This is a genomic window from Streptomyces sp. NPDC085596 (assembly GCF_044541565.1).
Taxonomy (GTDB): Bacteria; Actinomycetota; Actinomycetes; order Streptomycetales; family Streptomycetaceae; genus Streptomyces.
In genome coordinates, this window is sequence record NZ_JBITTC010000006.1 from 366,078 (window position 1) to 389,977 (window position 23,900).

Genomic DNA, 23,900 nt, shown 5'->3' on the forward strand with positions numbered 1-23,900 from the left:
ATGAGCCTGCCATGGCGGGCTCGCCACGGCCCCGGTGCGCGGCGTCCCGCCCGCACCGGGGCCGTCCTGTGCCGGTCCGCCGATCCCTCCGACGGAACGGGCTTCATTGGCCAAGACCAATATTCATGGGCGCGGCATGCGCCGAAGTGCTGGCAGGGGCATGTCGCCTGCCCCATAGTTGGCGCACAACCGTGCACCTGAACCGTCCCGACCCGGACACCTGGGGGTAGTCGCGCCCATGAGCAGAGCCCAGCAGCCGTCCCGCCGAACCGTTCTCGCCGCAGCCTTCGCCGTCGCGGTGGCCGCCGGAACGGTACCCGCGGCCGCCGCCACCGCACCGGCGGCCGCCGACGCCGACGACTCGGGCCGCGCGCCCGCCCGTCCCGTCGACAACCGCGCCTGGACCACGTATCCCGACTGGCGCGGCGGCACCGGACGCGGCGTCCGGACCGTCCCCGGCCGCCGTCCCGGCGTCGCCATCGGCGCGCCCGTGGGCCGCACCGACTACACCGACCCGCACACCGGCACCACCGCCACCTGGGAGTACGCCACCTGGACCTCCCCGGTCCACCGGCTCGGGGTGCCCGCCACCGAGCTGATCGCCTCCTGGAACGCGGACACCCCGGCCGGGACCTGGCTCCAGATCGAGCTCCAGGCCACGTACTCCGACGGCACCGCCGCCCCCTGGTACGTGATGGGCCGCTGGGCCGCGGGCGACGAGGACATCAAGCGGACCTCGGTGGACGACCAGAGCGACGGCAAGAGCTCGGTGTGGACCGACACCTTCGCCATCGACGACGCGAGCACCGGCCTGCGCGCGGTGGCGTACCGGCTGCGGCTCACCCTGTACCGGACGCCGGGCACCCGCCGCACCCCGACCGTGTGGCGGGTCGGCGCGATGGGCTCCGACATCCCCGACCGCTTCACCGTCCCGGCGTCCACCCCCGGCCTCGCCCGCGAACTCGTCGTACCGCGCTACTCGCAGGAGATCCACAAGGGCCAGTACCCGCAGTACGACAACGGCGGCGAGGCGTGGTGCAGCCCGACCTCCTCGCAGATGATCATCGAGTACTGGGGCGGCCGGCTCACCCCGGAGCAGCTCTCCTGGGTCGACCCCACCTATGCCGACCCGCAGGTGGACCACGCGGCCCGGTACACCTACGACCACCAGTACACCGGCTGCGGCAACTGGCCGTTCAACGCCGCCTACGCGGCCACCTTCCCCGGCATCCAGGGCGTGGTGACCCGGCTGACCTCGCTCACCGATCTGGAGACCCTGATCGCGGCGGGCATCCCGGCCATCACCTCCCAGTCCTTCCTCAAGACCGAGCTGGCCGGAGCCGGTTACGGCACCTCCGGCCACCTGATGACGGTCATCGGCTTCACCGCCGCCGGCGACATCATCGCCAACGACCCGGCCTCACCCAGCGACGCCGAGGTGCGCCGGGTCTACGCACGCCGGGAGTGGGAGAACATCTGGCTGCGGACGAAGCGCTACGACGCGGACGGCAAGGTCAGAAGCGGTACGGGCGGTGTCTGCTACCTGTACTTCCCGGCCCGGCCGACCCCGCGTCAGCTGCGCGCGCTCGCGGCGGTGGGCGTGCGCTGACGTGCCGGGCGGCGGGCGGGCTCCGGTCCGCCCGCCGCCCGCCACGTGCGCCCCCGACGGCGCCCTCCGGCCCGCCCGGCGCCCTCTGTCATACTGCGAGGTCCTGCCAACTGCCGAGACCAGGGTCGAAAGTGAACATGCGTCAACAGCGTGCCGCCGCCCACCCTCCGGCCCACGGCCCGGGCCGCGCGGGAGGCGCCCCCGTGCGGGCGCGCGGCACCGAACGCTCCGCGGCCCGCCGTGCCGAGCTCATCGCCATCGGGCGCGCGCTGTTCGCGGACACCTCCTACGACGCGCTGTCCATGGACGACATCGCCCGCCAGGCCCATGTCGCCAAGGGCCTGATCTACTACTACTTCCGCTCCAAGCGCGGCTACTACCTGGCGATCGTCCAGGACTCCGTGGCCGAGCTGGTCGCCTTCGCCGCCAGCGGTGCCGAGCTGCCCGCCGTGGACCGCCTCCAGCGCACCATCGACGGCTATCTCCGCTTCGCCGAGCACCACCAGGCCGCCTACCGCACCATCGTCAGCGGCGGCGTCGGCTTCGACGCTGAGGTGCACGCCATCCGGGACGGGGTGCGCGAGGCCATCGTCGCCACCATCGCCGACGGCGCGTACGGCAGGACCGACATCGGCCCGCTGGCCCGCACCGGACTGTTCTCCTGGGTGTGCAGCGTCGAGGGCACCACGCTCGACTGGATCGGCCGCCCCGAGCTGACCCGCGCCGCCCTCGGCGAGCTGCTGGTGAAGACGCTCGGCGGCACCCTGCGCGCCGTCGAGGAGCTGGACCCCTCCTGCCCGGCCCCGCCGCCGGCCCGCCGCGACGGCTGAAAGAGTCCCCGGAACAGCCCCGGCTGGATTCTTGAAGTAAGCGGTCGTTAACTGGTGACGGGAGGTCCCCGATCGGGCATACTCACGGCACAAGCCGCTGGTCAGCCGCTTCCGAGACCCGGAAGCCCGCCCTCGGCGCAACCGGAGCGATCGCGCGGAGCCGCCCCACCCAAGGCGCACATCCGTCGATGTGCCCGCACAGGGAGGAGTCCGACGCCATGTCCGACCGCGAAACGCAGCCGGTGGAGCGTCAACTGCCCACGGACGAGGCGAGGGATCTGCTCGCCCTGGTCCGGGACATCGCACAGCGCGAGATCGCGCCGAAGGCGGCCGAGGAGGAGGACGCCGGACGCTTCCCCCGCGAGGTCTTCACCCTGCTCTCGGAAGCGGGCCTGCTGGGCCTGCCCTACGACCCCGAGCACGGCGGCGGCGAGCAGCCCTACGAGGTCTACCTCCAGGTGCTGGAGGAGCTGGCCGCGGCCCGCCTCACCGTCGGCCTCGGCGTCAGCGTGCACACCCTCGCCTCGTACGCGCTCGCCACCCACGGCACCAAGCAGCAGCAGGTCGAGCACCTGCCCGCCATGCTCGGCGGCGGCCTGCTCGGCGCCTACTGCCTGTCGGAGGCGTCCTCCGGCTCCGACGCCGCCTCCCTGCGCACCAGGGCCGTCCGGGACGGCGACGACTGGGTGCTGAGCGGCACCAAGGCGTGGATCACCCACGGCGGCATCGCCGACTTCTACACCGTGATGGCCCGCACCGGCGAGGACGGCCCGCGCGGCATCACCGCCTTCCTGGTGCCCGGCGACGCCGAGGGCCTGAGCGCGGCCGCGCCGGAGAAGAAGATGGGCCTCAAGGGCAGCCCCACCGCCCAGGTTCACCTGGACGGCGTACGCGTCCCGGACGAGCGCCGCATCGGCGAGGAGGGCCAGGGCTTCGGCATCGCCCTGTCCGCCCTCGACTCGGGCCGGCTCGGCATAGCCGCCTGCGCCATCGGAGTCGCCCAGGCGGCTCTGGACCAGGCGGTGTCCTACGCGGCCGAGCGCCGGCAGTTCGGCCACCCCATCGCGGACTTCCAGGGACTGCGCTTCATGCTGGCCGACATGGCCACCCAGATCGAGGCCGGCCGGGCGCTGTATCTGGCCGCGGCCCGGCTGAAGGACGCGGGCAGGCCGTTCGCCAAGCAGGCCGCCATGGCCAAGCTGCACTGCACCGACACGGCGATGCGGGTCACCACCGACGCCGTGCAGATCCTCGGCGGGTACGGCTACACCGCCGACTTCCCGGCCGAGCGCTACATGCGCGAGGCCAAGGTGCTCCAGATCGTCGAGGGCACGAACCAGATCCAGCGGATGGTCATCGCTCGTCATCTGGCGGGGCCGGAGAGTCGCTGAACTGCCCCCTGCGCACGGTCGGGGCCGCCAGCTCGGTCCACTCCGGGTCATGGCGCCCCGGCAGTGTGCGGCCCCGGTCGGCCCAGATCCGCATCAGCTCGGTGTAGATGGGCGGGTCCGGGTGCTGCGGGGACGAAGCCGATTCCGCGGGCCGGGGCAGGTAGACGCGGCGCTGACGCCCGGTGGCCGTCTGAGTGGGAGTCATGCCTGGCCAACGCGAGCGTGGCCGGGCGGGTCACCGGCGCGGGGAATCGAGCGTCAGTTCAGCGCCGTCCACACCCCGCCCGAACGCGGTGACCCCGCAGCAGGGCGCGCTGCGCCCTGCTGCGGGGTCACGGGAACGTTCGCGGCCCTGACGGGCTCAGGCGGCGGCCTGGCCGCGCATGAACGGCATCTGCAGCGGACGCGAGCCCGCACCGCCCACGTGTGAGAAGGGCTGTGTCCGCCAGTCCAGGCCCTGGGGGAGCGTCAGGAGCAGGGCGGTGTCCTGCTCCTGCGGCGTGAAGGACTCGTCGGCGGGGCGGGCGTCGGCCGCCGCGCGGCCCGTGCCGGCGCAGGCCGTCAGCCCGAACGGGTTCCACGGCGACGCGCACAGCGCGTGCTCCGGAAGGGACTCCTCGTCCGCCAGCAGCGCGATGGCCTGCGCGCAGTCCGGGCAGATCACCCGGTACATCTCGAAGGTGTCGTAGTCGGCGTCGAGGCCGTAGGCGTCACCGGAGTCGGGTTCGACGCACTCCGGCTCGGGCTCGACGACCGACTGCTGCCGCTTGGCGACGGAGCGCACGGGGCGCTTGACACTCTGCATGGGATTCTCCCCCTAAGGCTGGGCCGTGAAGGCACTGCGGCCTCGACCACAGCAAGCACTTCCCGTCGAGTCTCGCCGGTAATCGTGAGAACCTCACGGAGCGCGTTCAAGTGGTGTGGCGTTCGTCACAGGCTAACGGTGGATATCCGCCCAGATGCCGCGAGCCGCGCCATCGGAGATCCCCGAAGCTCTCCCGCGCGCACGCGCGCGCGTCGGCACGGTAGGTTTTGGCGGCATGGAGGAGCTGGATCGTCAGATCGTGCAGCTGCTCGTCAAGGACGGGCGGATGAGCTACACGGACCTGGGCAAGGCCACGGGCCTGTCCACGTCAGCCGTGCACCAGCGGGTGCGCCGGCTCGAACAGCGGGGTGTCATCCGCGGCTACGCCGCCGTCGTCGACCCCGAGGCCGTCGGGCTGCCGATGACCGCGTTCATCTCCGTCAAACCCTTCGACCCCAGCGCCCCCGACGACATCGCCGAACGGCTCGCGGGCGTCCCCGAGATCGAGGCGTGCCACAGCGTCGCCGGCGACGAGAACTACATCCTCAAGGTGCGGGTCGCCACCCCGCACGAACTGGAGGAACTGCTCGCCCGGCTCCGCTCCCTGGCCGGGGTCTCCACCCGGACCACGGTCGTGCTGTCCACGCCGTACGAGGCACGCCCGCCGAAGATCTCCTGAGCCACCCGACACGCGCCCCGGTACCGGGCGCCTCGCGGGTACGGGAGAGACTGGTGGGCATGAGTGAGCAGCCCGCCGACCCCACGACCGTCCTCCTGCGCCGAGGAGAGGTCCACAGCCCCGCCGACCCCTTCGCCACCGCGATGGTGGTGGAGCGCGGCCAGGTCGCCTGGGTGGGCTCCGAGGGCGCCGCTGACGCCTTCGCCGACGGGGTGGACGAGGTGATCGACCTCGACGGCGCCCTGGTCACCCCCGCCTTCACCGACGCCCACGTCCACACCACCGCCACCGGACTCGCCCTGACCGGGCTCGACCTCTCCGGCGCGCCGACGCTGGAGGCGGCCCTCGGCCTCGTCCGGGACTTCGCCGCCGCCCGCCCCGCCGACCGTGTCCTGCTGGGCCACGGCTGGGACTCCGCGCGCTGGCCCGGGGGCCGCCCGCCGGCCCGCGCCGAACTGGACGCCGCCACCGGGGGCCGCCCGCTCTACCTCTCCCGCGCCGACGTCCACTCGGCCGTCGTCACCACCGCCCTGCTGGACCTGGTGCCGGCCGGCGTGAGCCGGGCCGACGCCCCGCTCACCGCCGACGACCACCACACCGTCCGCGAGGCCGCCCTGGGCGCGCTCGCCCCGGCCCAGCGCGCCGAGGCCCAGCGCACCGCGCTCGCCCACGCGGCCTCCCTCGGCATCGGCTCGGTGCACGAGTGCGGCGGCCCCCAGATCTCCTCCGAGGACGACTTCACCGGCCTGCTGAGGCTCGCCGAAGGGCTGCCCGGCCCCCGCGTCGTCGGCTACTGGGCCGACCGGGATGTCGACAAGGCGCGCGAACTGGGCGCGGTGGGCGCGGCCGGCGACCTCTTCGTGGACGGCGCCCTCGGCTCCCACACCGCCTGCCTGCACCAGCCGTACGCCGACGTCCCACACACCGGCACCGCCTACCTGGACGCCGGCGCGGTCGCCGAACACGTCGTCGCCTGCACCGAGGCCGGGCTCCAGGCGGGCTTCCACGCCATCGGTGACGCCGCCGTCACCGCCGTCGTCGAGGGCGTCCGCGCCGCCGCCGAGAAGCTCGGCCTCGCCCGCGTCCGGGCCGCCCGGCACCGCGTCGAGCATGCCGAGATGCTCACCCCCGACACCGTCGCCGCCTTCGCCGAGCTGGGCCTGATCGCCTCCGTGCAGCCCGCCTTCGACGCCGTCTGGGGTGGCGACGACGGCATGTACGCGCGCCGCCTGGGCGTCGAGCGGGCCCGCACCCTCAACCCGTACGCGGCCCTGCTGCGCGCCGGGGTGCCGCTCGCCTTCGGCTCCGACAGCCCGGTCACCCCGCTCGACCCCTGGGGCACCGTCCGCGCCGCCGCCTTCCACCGCACGCCCGAACACCGGGTCTCCGTGCGGGCCGCGTTCACCGCGCACACGCGCGGCGGCTGGCGCGCCATCGGCCGGGACGACGCGGGCGTCCTGGTGCCGGGCGCGCCCGCCGACTACGCGGTCTGGCACACCGGCGACCTGATCGTGCAGGCCCCCGACGACCGGGTGGCCCGCTGGTCCACCGATCCGCGCTCCGGCACCCCCGGCCTGCCCGACCTCACCCCCGGCACCGGACTCCCGGTCTGCCTGCGGACGGTGGTCGGGGGACGGACGGTGTTCGTACGGCCGGGCGAGTGATCTCCCGCCCCGGCGTCCCGCCGAACGGGTGGCCCCGCCCGGGCGTCCGACCTGCGCATCCCCGCCGTTTTCCGCGCCCTGACCGGCGTACGCGCAGGCCAGAGGGCTGTTGACAGCCGACAGCGGCGGGCCGGTAGGTTCGGCCGAGTCCACCAACGGACGTTCGACCGGGGAGTGTTCGCGCACTCGTCGCAGCGCCACTGGGTCAGGACGGTGTGCCGTACCGGGGCACCGTCGACGGCAGCCAGGCGCAGTGCTCGCGCCGACGAGGGAGCGCTCCGGCCGGTCGGCAAGGTGTGACCCGGATGGGGCCCGCGCGCTCAGTAGACAACGGCTCTCGGTCGACCCGCAGCCAGCGGGTCCCAGGCCGGCCCGAAGAACGCCGGGCCCCCATCCGCCGCGGGAAACCCGCCGAGAAGCCTCCGAGAAGCCTCCGAGAAATCTCTGAAAAGTTGCCGAAAAGCGCGTTCCTACCCCGATCGCCGGCTTCCGACACCGCCCGCGGCCCGTGCCGCAGCGTCATCGCAGGCCGTGGCCACTATGGTGGACGCCTGCGCACGACATGAAGGGGCAGCAGTGAACGACGGCGACGGGACCCTCTCGGCCAAGGCCAGGGGGCGGCAGTTCGGTCCGCTCGGCACGGCCTTGGTGATCATTCCGACCTACAACGAGGCGGAGAACATCAAGGCCATCGTGGGCCGGGTACGCAAGGCCGTCCCCGAGGCGCACGTCCTCGTGGCGGACGACAACAGCCCGGACGGCACCGGCAAGCTGGCCGATGAGCTGGCCGTCGCGGACGACAACGTCCAGGTGCTGCACCGCAAGGGCAAGGAGGGCCTGGGTGCCGCCTACCTCGCCGGCTTCCGCTGGGGCCTCGAGCATGGCTACGGCGTGCTGGTCGAGATGGACGCCGACGGCTCCCACCAGCCCGAGGAACTGCCCCGCCTGCTGACCGCCCTCAAGGGTGCCGACCTGGTGCTCGGCTCGCGCTGGGTGCCCGGCGGCCGGGTGGTGAACTGGCCCAGGTCCCGTGAGGTCATCTCCCGGGGCGGCAGCCTCTACTCCCGCATCGCCCTCGACCTGCCGCTGCGCGACATCACCGGCGGCTACCGCGCCTTCCGCGCCGAGACGCTCCAGGGGCTCGGTCTGGAGGAGGTCGCCTCGCAGGGCTACTGCTTCCAGGTCGACCTGGCCCGCCGCGCGGTCAAGGCCGGCTACCACGTGGTGGAGGTCCCCATCACCTTCGTGGAGCGCGAGTTCGGCGACTCCAAGATGAGCCGGGACATCCTCGTGGAGGCCCTGTGGCGGGTCACCGCGTGGGGCGTGGGCGACCGCGTCGGCAAGATCAAGGCCAAGGGCAGGTAGCGCCCGACGGGCCCGGCGGGCGTGGATGATCCACCCCTTATGCGGCGCTGAGCCGGGCCCAGGCACACTGGAAGCATGACGACTGGCGCACCCACCCCTCCGCGGACCGGACGGCCCAAGCGCTCGGCGCTGCGCACGTATCTGCCGCTCGCCATCGCGGCTTGGCTGATGCTGGAGATCTGGCTGCTCATCCTGGTCGCGGACGCGGCCGGGGGCCTCGCCGTGTTCCTGATCCTGGCCGCGGGCTTCGTCGCGGGCGCGGTCGTCGTGAAGCGGGCCGGCCGGCGCGCCTTCCGGAATCTGGACGAGGCGTTGCGCCGCGGCACCGCGCCCGCCTCCGGCGGTGGCAGCAACGGCCTGCTGATGCTCGCCGGGCTCCTCCTGATGCTCCCCGGCATGCTCTCCGACGTGGCCGGACTGCTCCTGCTGCTGCCCCCGGTGCAGAACCTCGTACGCCGCCGCACCGAGCACGTGGTGAGCCGCAAGCTGGGCGGGGCCAGGCAGGGTTCCCTCGGCGACGCCTTCCAGCAGGCCCGTATCCACCGCCCGGACGGCAAGGTCGTGCAGGGCGAGGTCATCCACGAGCGCCGCGACGACCCCACCGACGAGCCCCGGCCGCCGCTGAACCGCTGAGCCGGGGCGGGTCTCGCGCTCGGGCGGGGTCCGGACAGCACAGAACCGCGGGCGCCGTACATCGTGACGATGTACGGCGCCCGCGGTTCTACTGTGCGCTCGATCCGGCGCAGCCCCTCGGGGCTACGCGGACTTGCGGCTGTCGCGCGGGTGTACCGCGATGTTCATCGCGCCCGAACGCAGGACCGCCAGGCGCTCCTCGAGGACCTCTTCGAGTTCCTCGCGGGTGCGCCGCTCCATCAGCATGTCCCAGTGGGTACGCGCGGGCTTGGCCTTCTTCTCCTCAGGGCCGTTGCCGTCGACCAGGAGTGCCTGGGCCCCGCAGACCTTGCACTCCCACTCCGGCGGAATCTCCGCCTCGACCGAGAAGGGCATCTCGAAACGATGCCCCTTCTCGCATGCGTACTCCACGGCCTGGCGCGGGGCCAGGTCGATACCGCGGTCCGTCTCGTAGCTGGTCACCACGAGGCGCGTACCGCGAAGAGCTCGCTCACTCATGAATCGTGCCTCCCGGGCTTGTCGCCCACAGGACAGGTGTCGCTGTCGTCGTCATCCGGTCAACGTCCGGTCGGCGGTAAAGATTCCCGTCCGGAGTCCCGTTCCGGGCCGCGCGTCGCCGTCGTAGTCGCCCCTTGTTCTACCCACAGGCGTCCGGTTTGTCACATCTGCTCGCAGATATGACCCAGCGTTTCACTGTCTTTGACGCGCAGTAACGGTACGCCTGGCAGGCCAAACGCGTACACTACCGCCCTTTCGTGTTGAACGCTAAATTCTCTCCGGGACCTGATTCCCCGCCTCGTCGATCGCACGCCGCACCGGCACCCGCGCCAGCAGGACGAAGCCGATCACGAAGAAGGCCACCAGCGAGACGATCGCGGAACGGTAGCTTCCGGTCAGCTGGTAGGTCACCCCGAACAGCAGCGGACCGAGCCAGCTCATGCCCCGGTCACTCAGCTCGTACGCGGCGAAGTACTCCGCCTCCTTGCCCGACGGCACCAGATGCGAGAACAGCGAGCGGGACAGCGCCTGGCTGCCGCCGAGCACCAGCCCGATCGCGGCCGCCAGCACGTAGAAGAACACCGGCGCCCCGGCGGGCAGGAAGTACCCGGCGGCCAGGGTGAGCGTCCAGGCCACCAGTGAGCCGAGGATCGTGCGCTGGGCGCCGTGGACCCGCGCCAGCCGGCCCATCGCCAGCGCGCCCGCCACCGCCAGCACCTGCACCAGCAGCACCGCGCCGATCAGCGTGGACTGGCCGAGCCCCAGCTCCTCCGAGCCGTACACCGACGCCTGGGTGATCACCGTCTGGATGCCGTCGTTGTAGACGAGGTACGCCAGCAGGAAGGCGAGGGTGCGGGGGTGGCGGCGCATGTCCTTCACCGTCGCCGCGAGCTGGCGCAGGCCGGTCGGGGCGGCGCCCTCCACGCGCGCGTGCCGGTCGCGCAGTCTGCGCAGCGGGATCAGCGCGAAAGCTCCCCACCACAGTCCGGCCGAGGCCAGGCACACCCGCACGGCCGCGGTCTGGGAGAGCCCGAAGGAGTCGTGGGCCGAGTACAGCACCAGGTTGGCGACCAGCATCAGGGAGCCCGCCGCGTAGCCGAAGGCCCAGCCGCGCGAGGAGACCGCGTCGCGTTCGGCGGGCGGGGCGATCTGCGGCAGATAGGAGTTGTAGAGCATCATCCCGACCGACTGCGCCGCGTTGGCCACCACCAGCAGCAGCCCGCCGAGCAGATAGCGGTCGCCGTCCAGGAAGAACATGCCCGTGGTCGCGGCCGCCCCGGTGTACGCGGCCGCCGCCAGCAGCGGCTTCTTGCGGCCCGTACGGTCGGCCAGGCTCCCCACCAGGGGCATCACCAGCACCGCGACGATCACGGACAGGGAGACGGTGTACGCGAAGAACGAGCCCGCCCGCACCGGCACCCCGAGCGGGTGCACATAGCCGTCGGCGTCGGCCGCGTGCCGGGCCACGGCGGTGAGATACGGGCCGAGGAACACGGTCAGGACGCTCGTGGAGTAGACCGAGCACGCCCAGTCGTACATGTACCAGCCGCGTTGCTCGCGCCGTAGCCCCGCCGTCTCCTCGGGCGCCCCCGCCCGCACGGTGTCGATACCCACCCCGCGCCCTCGCTTCCCCGCCGCAGTGCCGTGCCAAGGCGGGGGAGGCGTCACGGGCCGGGTCAGACCCAGACGCCGCGGTCCTCCATGACCTCGCGCAACGTGTCGATGTGATCGGTCATGATGCCATCGACTCCCAGATCCAGGAGCCGGTGCATCCGCCCGGGTTCGTTGACCGTCCACACATGCACCTGGAGCCCGAGCGCGTGCGCCGCCCGCACGAAGCGCCGGTCGGCCACCGGGACGCCCGACTGGGCCTCCGGCACCTGCGCCGCGACGGCGGAGCCGCGCACCGGGGCGGGCAGCCCCCAGGAGCGCAGCCGCAGCCCCAGTACGCCGAGGGTGCCGAACGAGGTGGCCAGCCTCGGCCCGGCCAGCCGCTGTGCGCGCCGCACCCGCGCCTCCGAGAAGGAGCCCAGGCAGACGCGGTCCCAGGCGTCCGTGCGTCCGACCAGGTCCAGGAAGGGCAGCAGGGCGGCCTCCGCCTTGACGTCCACGTTCCAGCGGACCTCGGGGAAGGTCTCCAGCAGCTCCTCGAAGAGCGGTACGGGCTCCTTGCCGCCCACGCGCGCGTGCCGGACGTCCGCCCACGGCAGGTCCGCGATGCGGCCGGTGCCGTCGGTGACCCGGTCCAGGGAGTCGTCGTGGAAGGCGACGAGCGTGCCGTCCGCGGTGAGGTGGACGTCGGTCTCGATGTAGCGGTAGCCCCGCTCGACCGCCCGGCGGAACTGCGCCACGGTGTTCTCCACCCCCTCCGCCGCCCCGCCCCGGTGGGCGAAGGCGATGGGGCCGGGATGGTCCAGGTACGGATGGCGTATCGGCTCGGTCACCGGCGCAGTATCGCGCGCTCCGGCGCGCTGGTGGCAACCACCCTGGTTGTCGCGGGCGCCGGGCGCAGCGCGAAGACACGCAGGAAGAACTGGGCGAGGGGGCCGATCGAGAGCGCGTACAGCACGGTGCCGACGCCCACCGTGCCGCCGAGGGCGAAGCCGGTCGCCACCACGGTGACCTCCACACAGGTGCGGATCAGCCGGATCGAGCGGCCGGTGCGGCGGTGCAGTCCGGTCATCAGACCGTCGCGCGGGCCGGGGCCGAAGTCCGCCGCGATGTACAGACCGGTCGCCGCGCCGTTGAGCACGATCCCGGAGACCAGCAGCGTGATCCGCGCCGCCAGGCCGTGCGCGCCGGGCAGCACGGACAGGGTGGCGTCCATGGCGAACCCGATGACCAGCACATTGGAGACCGTGCCCAGGCCGGGACGCTGGCGCAGCGGTATCCACAGCAGCAGGATCGCGGCGCCGAGCAGGGTCAGGACCACGCCCATGCTGAGGCCGGTGAGGCCGGCGAGCCCCTGGTGCAGCACATTCCACGGCTCCAGGCCGAGGCCCGACCTGACGAGCAGCGCCGAACTCGCCCCGTACAGCGCGAGTCCGGCGTAAAGCTGGAACAGCCGGCGGCCGAGACGGCCTGGAGTGGACATGGGATACCCCCCTGGGGTGGTGACAGTGGACTGACCCGTGCCACTCTGTGGCTTGGGACGGACGGCCATCCATGGCCAATCCGGGGAAGGTGGACTGATCTTCATGGCGCATTGGACCTCTGCGGTGGGTGCCGCACAGCTCGCCCGGCTGCTCGGCTCCCAGCAGGACCGCCCGGGCGGCCCCGGCACGCGCCGCCCGCCCGCCTACCGTGCCCTGGCCGACGGCGTCCGGCTGCTCGTCCTCGAAGGGCGGGTCCCTGTGGCCGCCCGGCTGCCCGCCGAACGCGAACTGGCCCTCGCCCTCTCCGTCAGCCGCACCACCGTCGCCGCCGCGTACGAGACCCTGCGCACCGAGGGCTTCCTGGAGTCCCGGCGCGGTGCGGGCAGCTGGACGGCCGTCCCGGCGGGCAACCCGCTGCCCGCGCGCGGACTGGAGCCCCTCCCGCCCGAGGCGCTCGGCTCCATGATCGACCTGGGCTGCGCGGCCCTTCCGGCCCCCGAGCCGTGGCTCACCCGCGCGGTCACCGGCGCGCTGGAGGACCTGCCGCCCTACGCCCACACCCACGGCGACTACCCGGCCGGGCTGCCCGCGCTGCGCGCCATGATCGCCGAGCGGTACACCGCGCGGGGCATCCCCACCATGCCCGAGCAGATCATGGTGACCACCGGTGCGATGGGCGCCATCGACGCCATCTGCCATCTCTTCGCGGGCCGGGGCGAGCGGATCGCCGTGGAGTCGCCCTCCTACGCCAACATCCTCCAGCTGATGCGGGAGGCCGGCGCCCGGCTCGTCCCCGTCGCCATGGCCGAGGGGCTCACCGGCTGGGACCTCGAACGCTGGCGCCAGGTGCTGCGCGAGGCCGCGCCCCGGCTCGCCTACGTCGTCGCCGACTTCCACAATCCGACGGGCGCGCTGGCCGACGAGGACCAGCGGCGCCGGCTCGTCGACGCGGCCCGCGCGGCCGGGACCGTGCTGGTCGCCGACGAGACGATGAGCGAGCTGTGGTTCGAGGAGGAGCTGGGCCGGAACATGCCGCGCCCGATGTGCGGCTTCGACCCGGCCGGTTCCACCGTCATCACGGTCGGCTCGGCCAGCAAGGCGTTCTGGGCCGGGATGCGCATCGGCTGGGTGCGCGCCGCCCCGGACGTCATCCGCAGCCTGGTCTCCGCGCGGGCCTACGCCGACCTCGGCACGCCCGTCCTCGAACAGCTCGCCGTGCACTGGCTGTTCAGCAGCGGCGGCTGGGAGCAGGCCGTGGCGCTCCGCCGCGCCCAGGCCCGCGAGAACCGTGACGCCCTGATCACCGCCCTCCGCCGCGAGCTGCCCGACTGGGAGTACGAGGTGCCGTCCGGCGGTCTGACCCTCTGGGTCCGCGCCGGCGGCCTCTCCGGCTCCCGCCTCGCCGAAGTGGGTGAGCGCGTGGGCGTCCGCGTCCCCTCCGGCCCCCGCTTCGGCGTGGACGGCGCCTTCGAGGGGTACTTGCGGCTGCCGTTCACGGTGGGCGGCGCGGTGGCGGACGAGGCGGCCTCCCGGCTGGCGTCGGCGGCCCGGCTGGTGGAGTCGGGGGTCACCGGGGGCGGGGAGGCGCCGGGGGCGTTCGTGGCGTAGGGGTGCCGCGGTCCCTGCCGTGCGGTCGGCATGCCGCCGTGTTCGGGGTGGTCACACGCGAACGTGCCCGCTCCGAGGGATGGGAGCGGGCACGTTCGTATGTGCGGATCAGGCCCGGTCCGCCGGGATGGCTTCCGCCGGTTCGGCAGGGGAGACGACCTCGGGGGAGCGCGGTGTGTCCGTCTCGGCGGGCGTCGTGCGGGGGGGGAGCAACGACAGGACCGCCTGGCGGGCCGGTTCGGGGGTCGCCTCGTCGTAGGGGTCCGGGGTGGCCGGGACCTGGAGGCGGTGGACCGGGCCGGAGCCCAGGCGGGCGTAGCCGCGGCCGGGGGGGATCTGGTCCGGCGGTGTGGTGTGCGGAGGGGCGCCCAGGAACGCGGCGACCTGCTGGGGGGACGACGGGCCGAGGACCACCCGCGCTCGGGTGTGCTGGCCGATCGCCTCGCTCAGGTTGTCCGCGCTGTCGAACTGCTCGGCCACCACCACCGTCACCCCCGCCGCGCGCCCGTGCCGCAGCGGGACCTGCAGCAGGGCCTGCGGGTCGGTGCGGTGCTCCGCCTCCGCGAGGTGGGTGAAGACGGTCGGGCGGTCCAGGAGGACCCACAGGGGACGCGTGGTGTCCTCCGGCGGCGGACTGCCCGCCTGCCGGGCCTGGTTGACCGCGATGAGCCGCCGCTCGGTCTCCTGCGCGGCCCACTCGAGACCGGCCACCGCCCCCGCCGGGGCGCATTCCACGGCCAGCACGCCCTCCCGGCCGATCAGGCACGAGTACTCACCGGCGCCGCCGCCGTCGACGATCATGACGTCGCCGTGCCGCAGCGCCTGGAGGGCGATGGAGCGCACCAGCGTGGACGTACCGCTGCCGGGCTGGCCCATGATCAGCAGATGCGGCTCCGGCGACCGGCTGCCGGTGCGCCAGACCACCGGAGGTACGTCGCGCTCCTCCTCGCCGTAGGAGAGCGGGAGCGTGCGCTGCACTTCGTCGGGGTCGGTGAAGCCGAGCACCGTCTCACCCGGCGCGGTGACGAAGCGCTGGGCGGTGATGCCGGTGGGCAGGGCGGCGAGGACGCTCAGCGTGAGCCGGTTGCCCTCCTCCTCCCACGCGAAGCGGTACTCCCGGCCCCGCCCCGCCTTCGCGGTCAGCAGCCGCTCGACCCGCGCGCGGGTCCCCGGGTCGCCGTCCGGGAAGTACGCCGGGTAGCGGATGACGATGCGCTCGAGCCGCCCGCCGTCGTCGAACTCGTGCTCCGTGAAGACCGCCTCCCACTCGCCGCCGTGCGCGTACAGCGGCGCCGGGTCGTCGGCGATGGAGAAGCACGGCACCAGGGCCTCGTACAGCGACTGGAGCCGTTCCAGCTGCGCGTCGTCGGGGCCCTCGGGGGCGGCCGGGACGTGGTCGCGTCCGTACCAGGCCGCCGCCACCATCAGGCTCACGGCGGCCAGCAGCGGGCCGTACGGCATCAGCGCCACGGCCATGATCACGGCGGCCGCCAGGAACAGCAGCGGGCCCCGCTTGTCCTTGGGGGTGGCCGCCCACTTGGCGCGTCCGGCCAGGGCCAGCCGGCGCAGGCCGCGCGAGATCGTGATCAGGGGGTGGAGGACGTCCGTGGCGCTGTCTGCCGCCGTCCGGGCCAGCTCCCGGCTCCGGGCGAGCTGTGTGCGGGCGATCTGCGCACTGTCCTTGCTCAGAATGCGGGGGAGTGGGCGCCGGGCCACTGCTGTCTCCTGTTGGTGCGTACGGGCGTGGGGGACTCCCCCTCGGACGGGACCCGCCGGTCCGCGTGGCCTCGGGGGAGGGGCGGGTCAGAACTTGATGCCGCCGAGGAGGCTCGCCAGGCTCTCGCCGCCCGCTTTGATGCTGGGGGCGATGGCCGTGCTCGCCAGATAGAAGCCGAACAGGGCCGAGACGACGGCGTGCGAACCCTTGAGTCCGTCCTTGCGGAAGAACAGGAAGACGATGATGCCGAGCAGGACCACGCCGGACATGGAGAGGATCATTTGGGACCTCCTGGTGTCGAAGGGGGGACAGTCACCATGAGTACTTCCAGGATCACAGAATGTATCCATACGATAAAAGGTGCAAGTGGGTGAAATTCGGTGTTTTTCCCACGGGTGGTGGAGCTGTCGATCACCCGGCCGGGCAGCGCGCCCGCGCCGGTGCGCGAGCCAGTACGCTGGCGATTCACCCGAACGGAAGTCATGAGAGGCGGTCCGGCCGATGAGCGAAGCCCCCGACCCGGAGGTCGTGGAGCTGGCGACCAAGATCTTCGATCTGGCCCGGCAGGGGCGGACCGAGGAGCTGGTGGCGTACGTCGACGCGGGCGTCCCGGTCGGCCTCACCAACGACCGCGGTGACTGCCTCGTGATGCTCGCCGCGTACCACGGGCACGCCGACGCGGTCCGGGCGCTGCTCCAGCGCGGCGCCGACGCCGACCGGATCAACGACCGGGGGCAGACCCCGCTCGCCGGAGCCGTCTTCAAGGGCGAGACGGCGGTCATCCGGGCCCTGCTCGATCATGGCGCCGATCCGGCCGCGGGAACCCCCTCGGCCGTCGACACCGCCCGCATGTTCGGCAAGACGGAACTGCTGGAACTGTTCGGCGCGCGCTGATACTTCGGCAACCGGCCCCTTCGGGGGGCGGAGATCAACGGGGGGAGGCGGAGGGGGACCGCCGGGAAATACGGTCGCGGCGGCACAAACCGCGGGTCATCATGACGACGTGATTCACGGACGCGATGGCTGGGCAGGTGTTGCCGCACCACGCGGGCCGTGAAGCGGCCCGCAAGGGGCCCCGACGAGAGGCAGAGAGAAATGGGTAGCAGCAAGCAGAAGACGGCGGGCGCTCCGACGTTGTGTCACGCGGCCAGGTGATGAGTGATCCCCGGTTGCGTCGACGCTTGATGTGAGGCTGTTTCCCATGTTCGATCCGGTCATAGCGCCCAGCGGTACCCTGCTCGGCCTGCTCCAGCGGGGCCGGGGCGACGGCACCCTGCACGCGCTCACCGCCCCCCGCGCGGAAGCGCTCCAGGCCCTCGACCACTGCGTGCTCCACGATCCCCGCCACGACTGGCAGGTGGAGAACCGCTCCCTGTACTACGCACGCCTCTATCTCGACCTGCACGGCGAGCTGGACGCCATCGAGGCCCACCTCCTCGACTCCGAGGACGCCCTGCACACCGACGAGTCCCGCACCGGACTCGCCCTCGCCGTCCTCGGCCACCTCGCCTCCTACGGCAGGCTCGACGCGCTCGCCCTGCTGCGCCGGTACGCCGCCCAGGGCGCCAACTGGGCCTGGGCGCTGGACGAGCTGGCCCTGCGCGACGACGACGCGGGCCTGCGCGCCCTCGCCGCCCCCGTACTGGCCCGCTTCGGCACCGACCCGGCCGGCGAGGCCGAGCTCGCCGCCGTCGTCCGCGATGCCTTCGAACCGAGGCCCTGGCGCCTGTGGGCCGACGACCCGCGCGAATCCGTCTCCACCCGCGTGCGGGCCGCCCGCGAGGCCGGCAGCTTCGACCGCTGGCAGCAGCAGATGCGGCCCACAGGGCCCCGCCCCGGCTGGAGCGTGGACGCCGTCTTCGCGTGGGCCCAGCAGGGCATCGAGCGCGGCGCCGCCCTCCATGTCCCCGCCGCCCGCTGTCTGGTCGCCGTCGCGGCGCCCGAGGACCGGCCGGAGATCCTCGCCGCCGCCCGCTCCGGCATCGACGGCGCCCGCTGCACCGCCCTGCGCTACCTCGCCGACAGCGAGGCGCCCGAGACGCTCGACCTGGTCGAGGCCGCCGTCGCGGACGGGCCCAGGGTCGTCGTGGACGCCGCCCTCGACGCCTTCGAGCGGATGCGGACCCCGGCCGCCGTCGACCGCGCCCGCCGCTGGGCCCAGCGGCCCGACGCGCTCGGCGCCGCCGCCGGACGCGTCCTGGCCTGCCGGGGCGGCGCCCAGGACAGCGACCTCGTCCTCGGCGCCCTGCGCGAGGCCGTACGGGGCGAAGGCCCCGACGCGCAGACTCTGTGGACCCTCGTCGACGGCGCCGGGCGTCTCGGCATCGCCTGCGCGGCGCCCGTGCTGCGCCATGTCTACCGGGAGACGGCCTCCTCCCATCTGCGGGGCCGCGCCGCCCGCGCCCTCGCCGCCACCGACCCGTCCTTCGCCGCCGGGTTCGCCGTCGAGTGCCTCTGGGACTGCGAGGAGACCACCCGCGAACTGGCCGCCCGCCACGCCGAGACCGGCGACGCCCGCGTCGTCGAACGCCTCCGCCGCCTGGCCGCCGACCCCGCCGAGGAGGACGAGGTCCAGACAGCGGTCCGCAGCCGCTTCGAACAGGACCCGCAGACCCTGTGAGGGCGGGGGGCTCGCCGGAACACCGGCGGGCCCCCGCCCGGTCAGCGGCGGCGTACGGGCACGAAGCGCAGCGGGGTGCCCGGCCTCGCCTGGGCCGCGCCCGCCAGGTCCGCCGGGTGGACCACCGCCGGGACCGGGTAGCCGCCCGTCGTCGGGTGGTCGGCCAGGAAGATCAGGGGATGGCCGTCCGGGGGAACCTGGATCGCCCCCGACACCATGCCCTCGCTGGGGAGTTCGCCCGCGCGGGCGCGCTCCAGGGTGGGTCCCTCCGTGCGCAGGCCGATGCGGTTGCTCGCCGGGGAGACCCGGTAGGTGCGGGTGGTCAGGTTTCTCAGGGCCCGCGGGGTGAACCAGTCCTCGCGGGGGCCCAGAGTGATCCGCAGGACCAGCTCGGTCGGCGGCGCGGGCTGTGGGGCGGTGTCCAGGCGGGCCGGAGGGGCGGTCGGGGGACCGAGCGGGAGCACCACGCCGTCCGTGAGGGGCGGTGGGCCCAGGCCCGACAGGAGGTCCGTGGCGCGGCTGCCGAGCACCGGTTCCACCGCGACACCGCCCGACACCGCGACATAGGTCCGCACCCCCGCCACGGCCGCCCCCACCTCCAGCACCTCGCCCGCCGGCACCCGGACCGGCGCGCCCCAAGGGGCCGGGCGCCCCCCCACCGTCACCGGGCAGGGCGCGCCGCCCACCGCGACGGTGACCGCCGAACGGGCCCGTACGGCACAGCCGTCGAGCGTCGTCTCCAGTACCGCCGCGTCCGGGGAGTTGCCGGACAGCCGGTTGACGAGCGCCGCGGCGGGCGGATCGAGCGCGCCGGAGCGGGGGACGCCCAGGTGGGCATGGCCGGGCCGCCCCCGGTCCTGCACGGTCGTCAGCGCACCCGCCCGCACCACCACCAGCGCACGGTCCGTCACGCGACCTCCACCGGGACGAAGCGCACGCGCGTGCCCGGTGCCAGCAGGGCGGCCGGTTCGCGCGCGGTGTCCCACAGCACGGCCTCCGTGCGGCCGATCAGCTGCCAGCCGCCCGGCGACGAGCGCGGATACACGCCGGTGTACGGTCCGGCCAGCGCGACCGACCCGGCCGGCACCGCCGTACGCGGGGTGGCCCGGCGCGGTACGTACCGGTGCTCGGGCAGGCCGGTGAGGTAGCCGAAGCCGGGGGCGAAGCCGCAGAAGGCCACCGTGAACTCCGTGTCCGCGTGGATCTCGGCCACCTCGCGCGCGGACACGCCCCAGCGGGCGGCGACCTCCGCGAGGTCCGGTCCGTCGTAGCGCACCGGGAGTTCGACCGGGGCGGAGGCGGCCGGGGGAGCGGGCGGCACCTCGGCGGCGGTGAGTTCGGCGGCCCGGCGTACCGGGTCGTCCACGCCGTCCAGCAGGACCGTACGGGCCGCCGGGACGATCTCGCGGGCGGACAGCGAGCCCGCGGCGCGCCGCCGCAGCAGCTCGGTGTGCAGCGCCCGCGCCTGCTCGGCGGAGCCGACCTCCACCAGCAGCGCGTGCTCGCCCACCGGCAGCGCCCTCACGCGAACGCCTCCACCGGCACGCCCGCCGAGGCCAGCCGGGTCCGTACCCGCCGGGCCAGCTCGACCGCGCCGGGGGTGTCGCCGTGCAGGCACAGGGAACGGGCCCGTACCCGGATGCGGGCCCCCGAGAGCGCGTCCACCTCACCGGAGCGGGCGAGGTCCAGTGAGCGCGCCACCACCGCCTCCGGGTCGCTGACCACGGCACCCTCCCGGTCGCGCGGCACGAGCGTGCCCTCGTCGGTGTAGGCGCGGTCCGCGAACGCCTCCGGTACCGCGCCGAGGCCCGCCTTCGCGGCCACCTCCAGCAGGCGCGAGCCGGGCAGCCCCAGCACCGGCAGCCGGGCGTCCGCGAGGAGCACCCCCTCGACCACCGCGCGGGCCTGCTCCTCGTCGCGCACGACCCGGTTGTAGAGCGCGCCGTGCGGCTTGACGTACGCCACACAGGCGCCCGCCGCCCGCGCGAACACCTCCAACGCGCCTATCTGATAAGCGACTTCGGCGGACAGCTCGGCGGACGGCACCTCCATCGCGCGCCGCCCGAAACCGGCGAGGTCCCGGTAGGACACCTGGGCGCCGATCGTCACCCCGCGCGCGGCGGCCAGCTCGCACACCCGGCGCATGGTGGCCGCGTCCCCGGCGTGGAAGCCGCAGGCCACATTGGCGCTGGTGACGACCGACAGCAGCCCCTCGTCGTCGGTCAGCCGCCAGCGGCCGAAGCCCTCGCCGAGGTCGGCGTTGAGATCGACCGGTTCGATCACGGTCATCGGGTACGGCACCTCCATTGCTCGGACACGCGGGATCAGTCGACGCCGACCACGCGGTACTGCTCGTCGCGCGCGTCGGTCAGGAACATCTGCCCCGGCGCGTGGGTGAGGGCGAACGGCGGCCGGGACGCCATCACCGCGGCCTGCGGGGTCACCCCGCACGCCCAGAACACCGGGATGTCGTCCGGCGCCATGTCCACCGGATCGCCGAAGTCGGGCCGGGCCAGATCGGCTATGCCGAGGGCGGCCGGGTCGCCGCAGTGCACCGGGCCGCCGTGCACGGCGGGCAGCAGCCCGCTCTCCCGGATCGCCGCCCGCAGATGCTCCGGCGGCACAGGGCGCATCGACACCACCATCGGCCCGCGCAGCCGCCCCGCCGGACGGCACTGCCGGTCGGTCACGTACATCGGCACATTGCGGCCCTGTTCGACATGGCGGATCGGCACACCCGCCCCGGCGAGCGCCCACTCGAAGGTGAAGCTGCACCCCAGCAGGAACGCCACCAGGTCGTCCCGCCAGTGCTCCCGCGCGTCGGCGGGCTCGGCCACCAGCTCGCCGTCCCGCCACACCCGGTAACGCGGCAGATCGGTGCGCAGATCCGCGCCCGGCGCGAGGACGGTGGTGACCGCGCCCGCGTCCGTCACGTCCAGCACCGGGCACGGCCGCGGGTTGCGCTGGCAGAACAGCAGCATGTCGTAGGCCCAGTCGGCGGGCACCGCGATCAGGTTGGCCTGCGTGTGGCCCGCGGCGACGCCCGCCGTGGGCCCCGCCAGACCCGCCCGGAAGCGGGCCCGCGCGGTCCGCGGGCTCCACTCCCGCGCGCCGGCGTCGGCCAGGGTCACCGGCCGGTCGCCGGTCAGGTCGGGGCGCGTCACGCCAGTTCCCGCCCGCGCGTCTCCGGCAGCCCGAACAGCGCCAGCGCCGCCAGCCCGTAGCCGGCCGCGCCGAACGCCAGCGCGCCGCCCAGGCCCCAGCTGTCGGCCAGGAAGCCCACCAGCGTCGGGAAGACCGCGCCCACCGCGCGCCCGGTGTTGTAGGTGAAGCCCTGCCCCGTACCGCGCACCGGGGTCGGGTACAGCTCGCTCAAGTAGGAGCCGAAGCCGCTGAAGATGGCCGACATGCAGAAGCCGAGCGGGAAGCCCAGCACCAGCAGCAGGGTGTCCGCGCCGGACGGGATGTTCGCGTACGCCAGCACACAGACCGCCGACAGCAGCGCGAACAGCCAGATGGTGCGGCGCCGGCCCAGCCGGTCGGTGAGGTGGCCGCCCGTCAGATAGCCGAGGAAGGCTCCGGAGATCAGCAGCGCCAGATAGCCGCCGGTGCCGACGACCGACAGCCCGCGCTCGGTCTTCAGATACGTCGGCACCCAGGTCGCCAGCGTGTAGTAGCCGCCCTGCACCCCGGTGGACAGCAGACTCGCGAAGAGCGTGATGCGCAGCAGGCCCGGCTCCCCGGCCGTGCCCGGCCGGAAGATCGCCGCGAACGAACCGCGTTCCGGGCTGCGTTCACGGGCCGCCGCGGCCTCGGGCGCGTCGTGCACCTGGCGCCGCAGCCACACCACCAGCAGCGCGGGCAGCGCCCCGGTCCAGAACATCACCCGCCAGGCGAGGTCCTCGCCGACGAAGGAGAACACCAGCGTGTAGACGATCGCCGCCAGACCCCAGCCGACCGCCCAGGAACTCTGCACGACGCCGAGGGTGCGCCCCCGGTGCCGCGCGCTCGCGTACTCGGCGACCAGGATCGCGCCGACCGCCCACTCGCCGCCGAAACCGAGCCCCTGGAGGGCCCGGAAGAGGAGCAGCGTCTCGTAGTTGGGGGCGAAGCCGCAGGCGACCGTGAACACCGCGTAGGTGACGACGGTGATCATCAGGGCCCGGACCCGGCCGATCCGGTCCGCGACCACACCCGCCAGCGCGCCGCCCACGGCGGACACCACCAGCGTGACCGTGGTGAACAGACCGGTCTGGCCGCTGTCCAGGTGGAAGTACGCGGCCAGCGCGACCATGGTCAGCGGCAGCGTGAAGTAGTCGTAGGAATCGAGGGCGTAGCCGCCGAAGGCCCCGGCGAAGGCGCGGCGGCCGCGTGGGCCGAGGGCGCGGAACCAGCCCAACGGCCCTTCTTCGTGCACGGATCGATCCGGGACGGCGGTCAGCTCGGGTGGGGGAGTCGTGCTCATGGGCGGCACCTCGCAGAAGCGTGAGGGGGGTGCGGGTCGGTGAGCAGTGCGGGTCGTGCGGTGCGGGCCTCGTGGGGAAGGGCCGTGCGGAGCACCGTAGAGGATCGTTCAACGATCCTTCAATGGGTACGTTGTTCCGGCCCCGGCTGTGCGGTTGAATTCCGGGCATGGCAGAGCAGTTGACCCAACTCGCCGACGATCGCGCCCTCCTGGGCCGTACCAGCACCGCCGAACGCGTCTCCGACATCCTCCGGAGCCGCATCGCGGAGGGCTATTTCCCGCCAGGTACCCGGCTGTCGGAGGACAGCATCGGCGGCGCCCTCGGGGTGTCCCGCAACACCCTGCGGGAGGCGTTCCGGCTGCTCACCCATGAACGGCTGCTCGTCCACGAACTCAACCGGGGCGTCTTCGTCCGGGTGCTGAGCGTCGCGGACGTGGAGGACATCTACCGCACCCGCACCCTGGTCGAGTGCGCCGTCGTACGCGGCCTCGGCGAGCCTCCGTACGTCCTCGACGGACTCGCCGACGCGGTCACCGAAGGAGAGTCGGCCGCGCGGGAGAATGACTGGAAATCGCTGGGGACGGCCAACTTCCACTTCCACCGGGAACTGGTCGCGCTGGCCCGCAGCGAACGCACCGACGAGCTGATGCGCAGCGTGTTCGCCGAACTCCGGCTCGCCTTCCACCACGTGGACCACCCGCGCCGCCTCCACGAGCCCTACCTCGCCCGCAACCGCCAGATCCTCGACGCCCTGCGCGCCGGAGACCGGGACGCGGCGGAAGAACTGCTGGCGACCTACCTCGCCGACTCCCTCGAACGGGTGCTGGAGGTCTACCGGCGCCGGGTCGACGAGGAGTGACACGACGGACGTCCCGGCCGCCGGTACGGGGGGTCTGGCGCCGCTGTGACGGCCGTCGCTT

At 73.6% G+C, this 23,900-nt stretch carries 23 protein-coding genes; 11 read left to right on the forward strand and 12 right to left on the reverse strand.

The genetic code is table 11. From position 1 onward, the window contains the following. Positions 1–238 precede the first annotated feature (238 nt). From ACIGA3_RS20495 to ACIGA3_RS20505, 3 genes are all read left to right on the forward strand, one after another. A complete protein-coding gene (locus ACIGA3_RS20495) occupies positions 239–1,609 on the forward strand; it encodes a peptidase C39 family protein (protein WP_399717455.1) in 1,371 nt (456 codons plus the stop codon). 137 nt (positions 1,610–1,746) lie between these two features. After that, a complete protein-coding gene (locus ACIGA3_RS20500; protein WP_399717457.1) occupies positions 1,747–2,439 on the forward strand; it encodes a TetR/AcrR family transcriptional regulator in 693 nt (230 codons plus the stop codon). Positions 2,440–2,657: 218 nt separating this feature from the next. Beyond that, a complete protein-coding gene (locus ACIGA3_RS20505; RefSeq protein ID WP_399717460.1) occupies positions 2,658–3,830 on the forward strand; it encodes an acyl-CoA dehydrogenase in 1,173 nt (390 codons plus the stop codon). A gap of 361 nt (positions 3,831–4,191) precedes the next feature. On the opposite strand, the gene ACIGA3_RS20510 is transcribed toward ACIGA3_RS20505, so the two are convergent. Next, complete coding sequence (locus ACIGA3_RS20510; protein ID WP_399717462.1) at positions 4,192–4,635, reverse strand: hypothetical protein; 444 nt, start codon at positions 4,633–4,635, stop codon at positions 4,192–4,194. Positions 4,636–4,870: 235 nt separating this feature from the next. Between ACIGA3_RS20510 and ACIGA3_RS20515 the strand changes: the two genes are divergently transcribed. From ACIGA3_RS20515 to fxsA, 4 genes are all read left to right on the forward strand, one after another. Then, a complete protein-coding gene (locus ACIGA3_RS20515; protein ID WP_030810457.1) occupies positions 4,871–5,314 on the forward strand; it encodes an Lrp/AsnC family transcriptional regulator in 444 nt (147 codons plus the stop codon). 59 nt (positions 5,315–5,373) lie between these two features. Next, positions 5,374–6,978, forward strand: a complete 1,605-nt coding sequence (locus ACIGA3_RS20520; protein WP_399717466.1) for an amidohydrolase — start codon at positions 5,374–5,376, stop codon at positions 6,976–6,978. A 576-nt stretch (positions 6,979–7,554) separates the two neighbouring features. Further along, positions 7,555–8,343, forward strand: a complete 789-nt coding sequence (locus ACIGA3_RS20525) for a polyprenol monophosphomannose synthase (RefSeq protein ID WP_399717469.1) — start codon at positions 7,555–7,557, stop codon at positions 8,341–8,343. Positions 8,344–8,418: 75 nt separating this feature from the next. Then, positions 8,419–8,976 carry an FxsA family membrane protein gene (fxsA, locus tag ACIGA3_RS20530; RefSeq protein ID WP_399717472.1) on the forward strand — a complete coding sequence of 186 codons (558 nt, stop codon included), beginning with the start codon at positions 8,419–8,421 and terminating at the stop codon, positions 8,974–8,976. A 123-nt stretch (positions 8,977–9,099) separates the two neighbouring features. Here fxsA and ACIGA3_RS20535 read toward each other — a convergent pair whose 3' ends face one another. The 4 genes from ACIGA3_RS20535 to ACIGA3_RS20550 all read right to left on the reverse strand — a co-directional run bounded on the left by ACIGA3_RS20535 (position 9,100) and on the right by ACIGA3_RS20550 (position 12,568). Beyond that, positions 9,100–9,474, reverse strand: coding sequence for an RNA polymerase-binding protein RbpA (locus ACIGA3_RS20535; RefSeq protein WP_042173984.1), 375 nt, complete (start codon positions 9,472–9,474; stop codon positions 9,100–9,102). A gap of 267 nt (positions 9,475–9,741) precedes the next feature. Next, on the reverse strand, positions 9,742–11,088 hold the full coding sequence (locus ACIGA3_RS20540) for an MFS transporter (protein ID WP_399717476.1): 1,347 nt from the start codon (positions 11,086–11,088) through the stop codon (positions 9,742–9,744). Positions 11,089–11,150: 62 nt separating this feature from the next. After that, the gene (locus tag ACIGA3_RS20545) at positions 11,151–11,918 is read right to left on the reverse strand and encodes a glycerophosphodiester phosphodiesterase (protein ID WP_399717477.1); all 768 of its coding nucleotides are present in this window, start codon (positions 11,916–11,918) and stop codon (positions 11,151–11,153) included. Beyond that, entirely contained in the window at positions 11,915–12,568 is a 654-nt protein-coding gene (locus tag ACIGA3_RS20550) for a YitT family protein (RefSeq protein ID WP_399717479.1), read from the reverse strand. Before ACIGA3_RS20550 ends, ACIGA3_RS20545 begins: the two co-directional genes overlap by 4 nt. Before the next feature lie 103 nt (positions 12,569–12,671). Here ACIGA3_RS20550 and ACIGA3_RS20555 point away from each other — a divergent pair, with 103 nt between their 5' ends. After that, a complete protein-coding gene (locus ACIGA3_RS20555; protein ID WP_399717482.1) occupies positions 12,672–14,177 on the forward strand; it encodes a PLP-dependent aminotransferase family protein in 1,506 nt (501 codons plus the stop codon). A gap of 108 nt (positions 14,178–14,285) precedes the next feature. Here ACIGA3_RS20555 and ACIGA3_RS20560 read toward each other — a convergent pair whose 3' ends face one another. Both ACIGA3_RS20560 and ACIGA3_RS20565 read right to left on the reverse strand, forming a co-directional pair. Beyond that, a complete protein-coding gene (locus ACIGA3_RS20560) occupies positions 14,286–15,893 on the reverse strand; it encodes a hypothetical protein (protein ID WP_399717485.1) in 1,608 nt (535 codons plus the stop codon). Positions 15,894–15,980: 87 nt separating this feature from the next. Further along, positions 15,981–16,175, reverse strand: a complete 195-nt coding sequence (locus ACIGA3_RS20565; RefSeq protein ID WP_030810431.1) for a hypothetical protein — start codon at positions 16,173–16,175, stop codon at positions 15,981–15,983. A 220-nt stretch (positions 16,176–16,395) separates the two neighbouring features. On the opposite strand from ACIGA3_RS20565, the gene ACIGA3_RS20570 reads away from it, so the two are divergent. Next, on the forward strand, positions 16,396–16,788 hold the full coding sequence (locus ACIGA3_RS20570) for an ankyrin repeat domain-containing protein (protein WP_399717488.1): 393 nt from the start codon (positions 16,396–16,398) through the stop codon (positions 16,786–16,788). Between the two features lie 307 nt (positions 16,789–17,095). Beyond that, the gene (locus ACIGA3_RS20575) at positions 17,096–18,514 is read left to right on the forward strand and encodes a HEAT repeat domain-containing protein (RefSeq protein WP_399717491.1); all 1,419 of its coding nucleotides are present in this window, start codon (positions 17,096–17,098) and stop codon (positions 18,512–18,514) included. Between the two features lie 41 nt (positions 18,515–18,555). Here the strand turns inward: ACIGA3_RS20575 and ACIGA3_RS20580 are convergent, their stop codons facing one another. From ACIGA3_RS20580 to ACIGA3_RS20600, 5 genes are read right to left on the reverse strand one after another with little or no spacing between them, the layout of a single operon-like run. Then, the gene (locus tag ACIGA3_RS20580; protein WP_399717494.1) at positions 18,556–19,425 is read right to left on the reverse strand and encodes a biotin-dependent carboxyltransferase family protein; all 870 of its coding nucleotides are present in this window, start codon (positions 19,423–19,425) and stop codon (positions 18,556–18,558) included. After that, positions 19,422–20,039, reverse strand: a complete 618-nt coding sequence (gene pxpB, locus ACIGA3_RS20585) for a 5-oxoprolinase subunit PxpB (RefSeq protein ID WP_399717497.1) — start codon at positions 20,037–20,039, stop codon at positions 19,422–19,424. The genes ACIGA3_RS20580 and pxpB overlap by 4 nt, the downstream gene beginning before the upstream one ends. Further along, complete coding sequence (locus ACIGA3_RS20590; RefSeq protein WP_399717628.1) at positions 20,036–20,794, reverse strand: LamB/YcsF family protein; 759 nt, start codon at positions 20,792–20,794, stop codon at positions 20,036–20,038. Before ACIGA3_RS20590 ends, pxpB begins: the two co-directional genes overlap by 4 nt. A gap of 44 nt (positions 20,795–20,838) precedes the next feature. After that, the gene (locus ACIGA3_RS20595; protein ID WP_399717500.1) at positions 20,839–21,678 is read right to left on the reverse strand and encodes a putative hydro-lyase; all 840 of its coding nucleotides are present in this window, start codon (positions 21,676–21,678) and stop codon (positions 20,839–20,841) included. Continuing rightward, positions 21,675–22,979 carry an MFS transporter gene (locus tag ACIGA3_RS20600; RefSeq protein ID WP_399717503.1) on the reverse strand — a complete coding sequence of 435 codons (1,305 nt, stop codon included), beginning with the start codon at positions 22,977–22,979 and terminating at the stop codon, positions 21,675–21,677. The genes ACIGA3_RS20595 and ACIGA3_RS20600 overlap by 4 nt, the downstream gene beginning before the upstream one ends. Before the next feature lie 167 nt (positions 22,980–23,146). On the opposite strand from ACIGA3_RS20600, the gene ACIGA3_RS20605 reads away from it, so the two are divergent. Then, positions 23,147–23,839 carry a GntR family transcriptional regulator gene (locus ACIGA3_RS20605; protein ID WP_399717506.1) on the forward strand — a complete coding sequence of 231 codons (693 nt, stop codon included), beginning with the start codon at positions 23,147–23,149 and terminating at the stop codon, positions 23,837–23,839. Positions 23,840–23,900: the final 61 nt, after the last annotated feature.

What these genes read in the sequence shown, in the direction of transcription:
- ACIGA3_RS20520 (WP_399717466.1), top strand. Translation starts at nt 5,374, where the DNA reads ATGAGTGAGCAGCCCGCCGACCCCACGACCGTCCTCCTGCGCCGAGGA.
- ACIGA3_RS20550 (WP_399717479.1), bottom strand. Translation starts at nt 12,568, where the DNA reads ATGTCCACTCCAGGCCGTCTCGGCCGCCGGCTGTTCCAGCTTTACGCC.
- ACIGA3_RS20575 (WP_399717491.1), top strand. Translation starts at nt 17,096, where the DNA reads ATGTTCGATCCGGTCATAGCGCCCAGCGGTACCCTGCTCGGCCTGCTC.
- ACIGA3_RS20605 (WP_399717506.1), top strand. Translation starts at nt 23,147, where the DNA reads ATGGCAGAGCAGTTGACCCAACTCGCCGACGATCGCGCCCTCCTGGGC.
- ACIGA3_RS20510 (WP_399717462.1), bottom strand. Translation starts at nt 4,635, where the DNA reads ATGCAGAGTGTCAAGCGCCCCGTGCGCTCCGTCGCCAAGCGGCAGCAG.
- ACIGA3_RS20600 (WP_399717503.1), bottom strand. Translation starts at nt 22,979, where the DNA reads ATGAGCACGACTCCCCCACCCGAGCTGACCGCCGTCCCGGATCGATCC.
- ACIGA3_RS20565 (WP_030810431.1), bottom strand. Translation starts at nt 16,175, where the DNA reads ATGATCCTCTCCATGTCCGGCGTGGTCCTGCTCGGCATCATCGTCTTC.
- ACIGA3_RS20570 (WP_399717488.1), top strand. Translation starts at nt 16,396, where the DNA reads ATGAGCGAAGCCCCCGACCCGGAGGTCGTGGAGCTGGCGACCAAGATC.
- ACIGA3_RS20495 (WP_399717455.1), top strand. Translation starts at nt 239, where the DNA reads ATGAGCAGAGCCCAGCAGCCGTCCCGCCGAACCGTTCTCGCCGCAGCC.
- ACIGA3_RS20515 (WP_030810457.1), top strand. Translation starts at nt 4,871, where the DNA reads ATGGAGGAGCTGGATCGTCAGATCGTGCAGCTGCTCGTCAAGGACGGG.
- fxsA (WP_399717472.1), top strand. Translation starts at nt 8,419, where the DNA reads ATGACGACTGGCGCACCCACCCCTCCGCGGACCGGACGGCCCAAGCGC.
- ACIGA3_RS20500 (WP_399717457.1), top strand. Translation starts at nt 1,747, where the DNA reads ATGCGTCAACAGCGTGCCGCCGCCCACCCTCCGGCCCACGGCCCGGGC.
- ACIGA3_RS20555 (WP_399717482.1), top strand. Translation starts at nt 12,672, where the DNA reads ATGGCGCATTGGACCTCTGCGGTGGGTGCCGCACAGCTCGCCCGGCTG.
- ACIGA3_RS20535 (WP_042173984.1), bottom strand. Translation starts at nt 9,474, where the DNA reads ATGAGTGAGCGAGCTCTTCGCGGTACGCGCCTCGTGGTGACCAGCTAC.
- ACIGA3_RS20505 (WP_399717460.1), top strand. Translation starts at nt 2,658, where the DNA reads ATGTCCGACCGCGAAACGCAGCCGGTGGAGCGTCAACTGCCCACGGAC.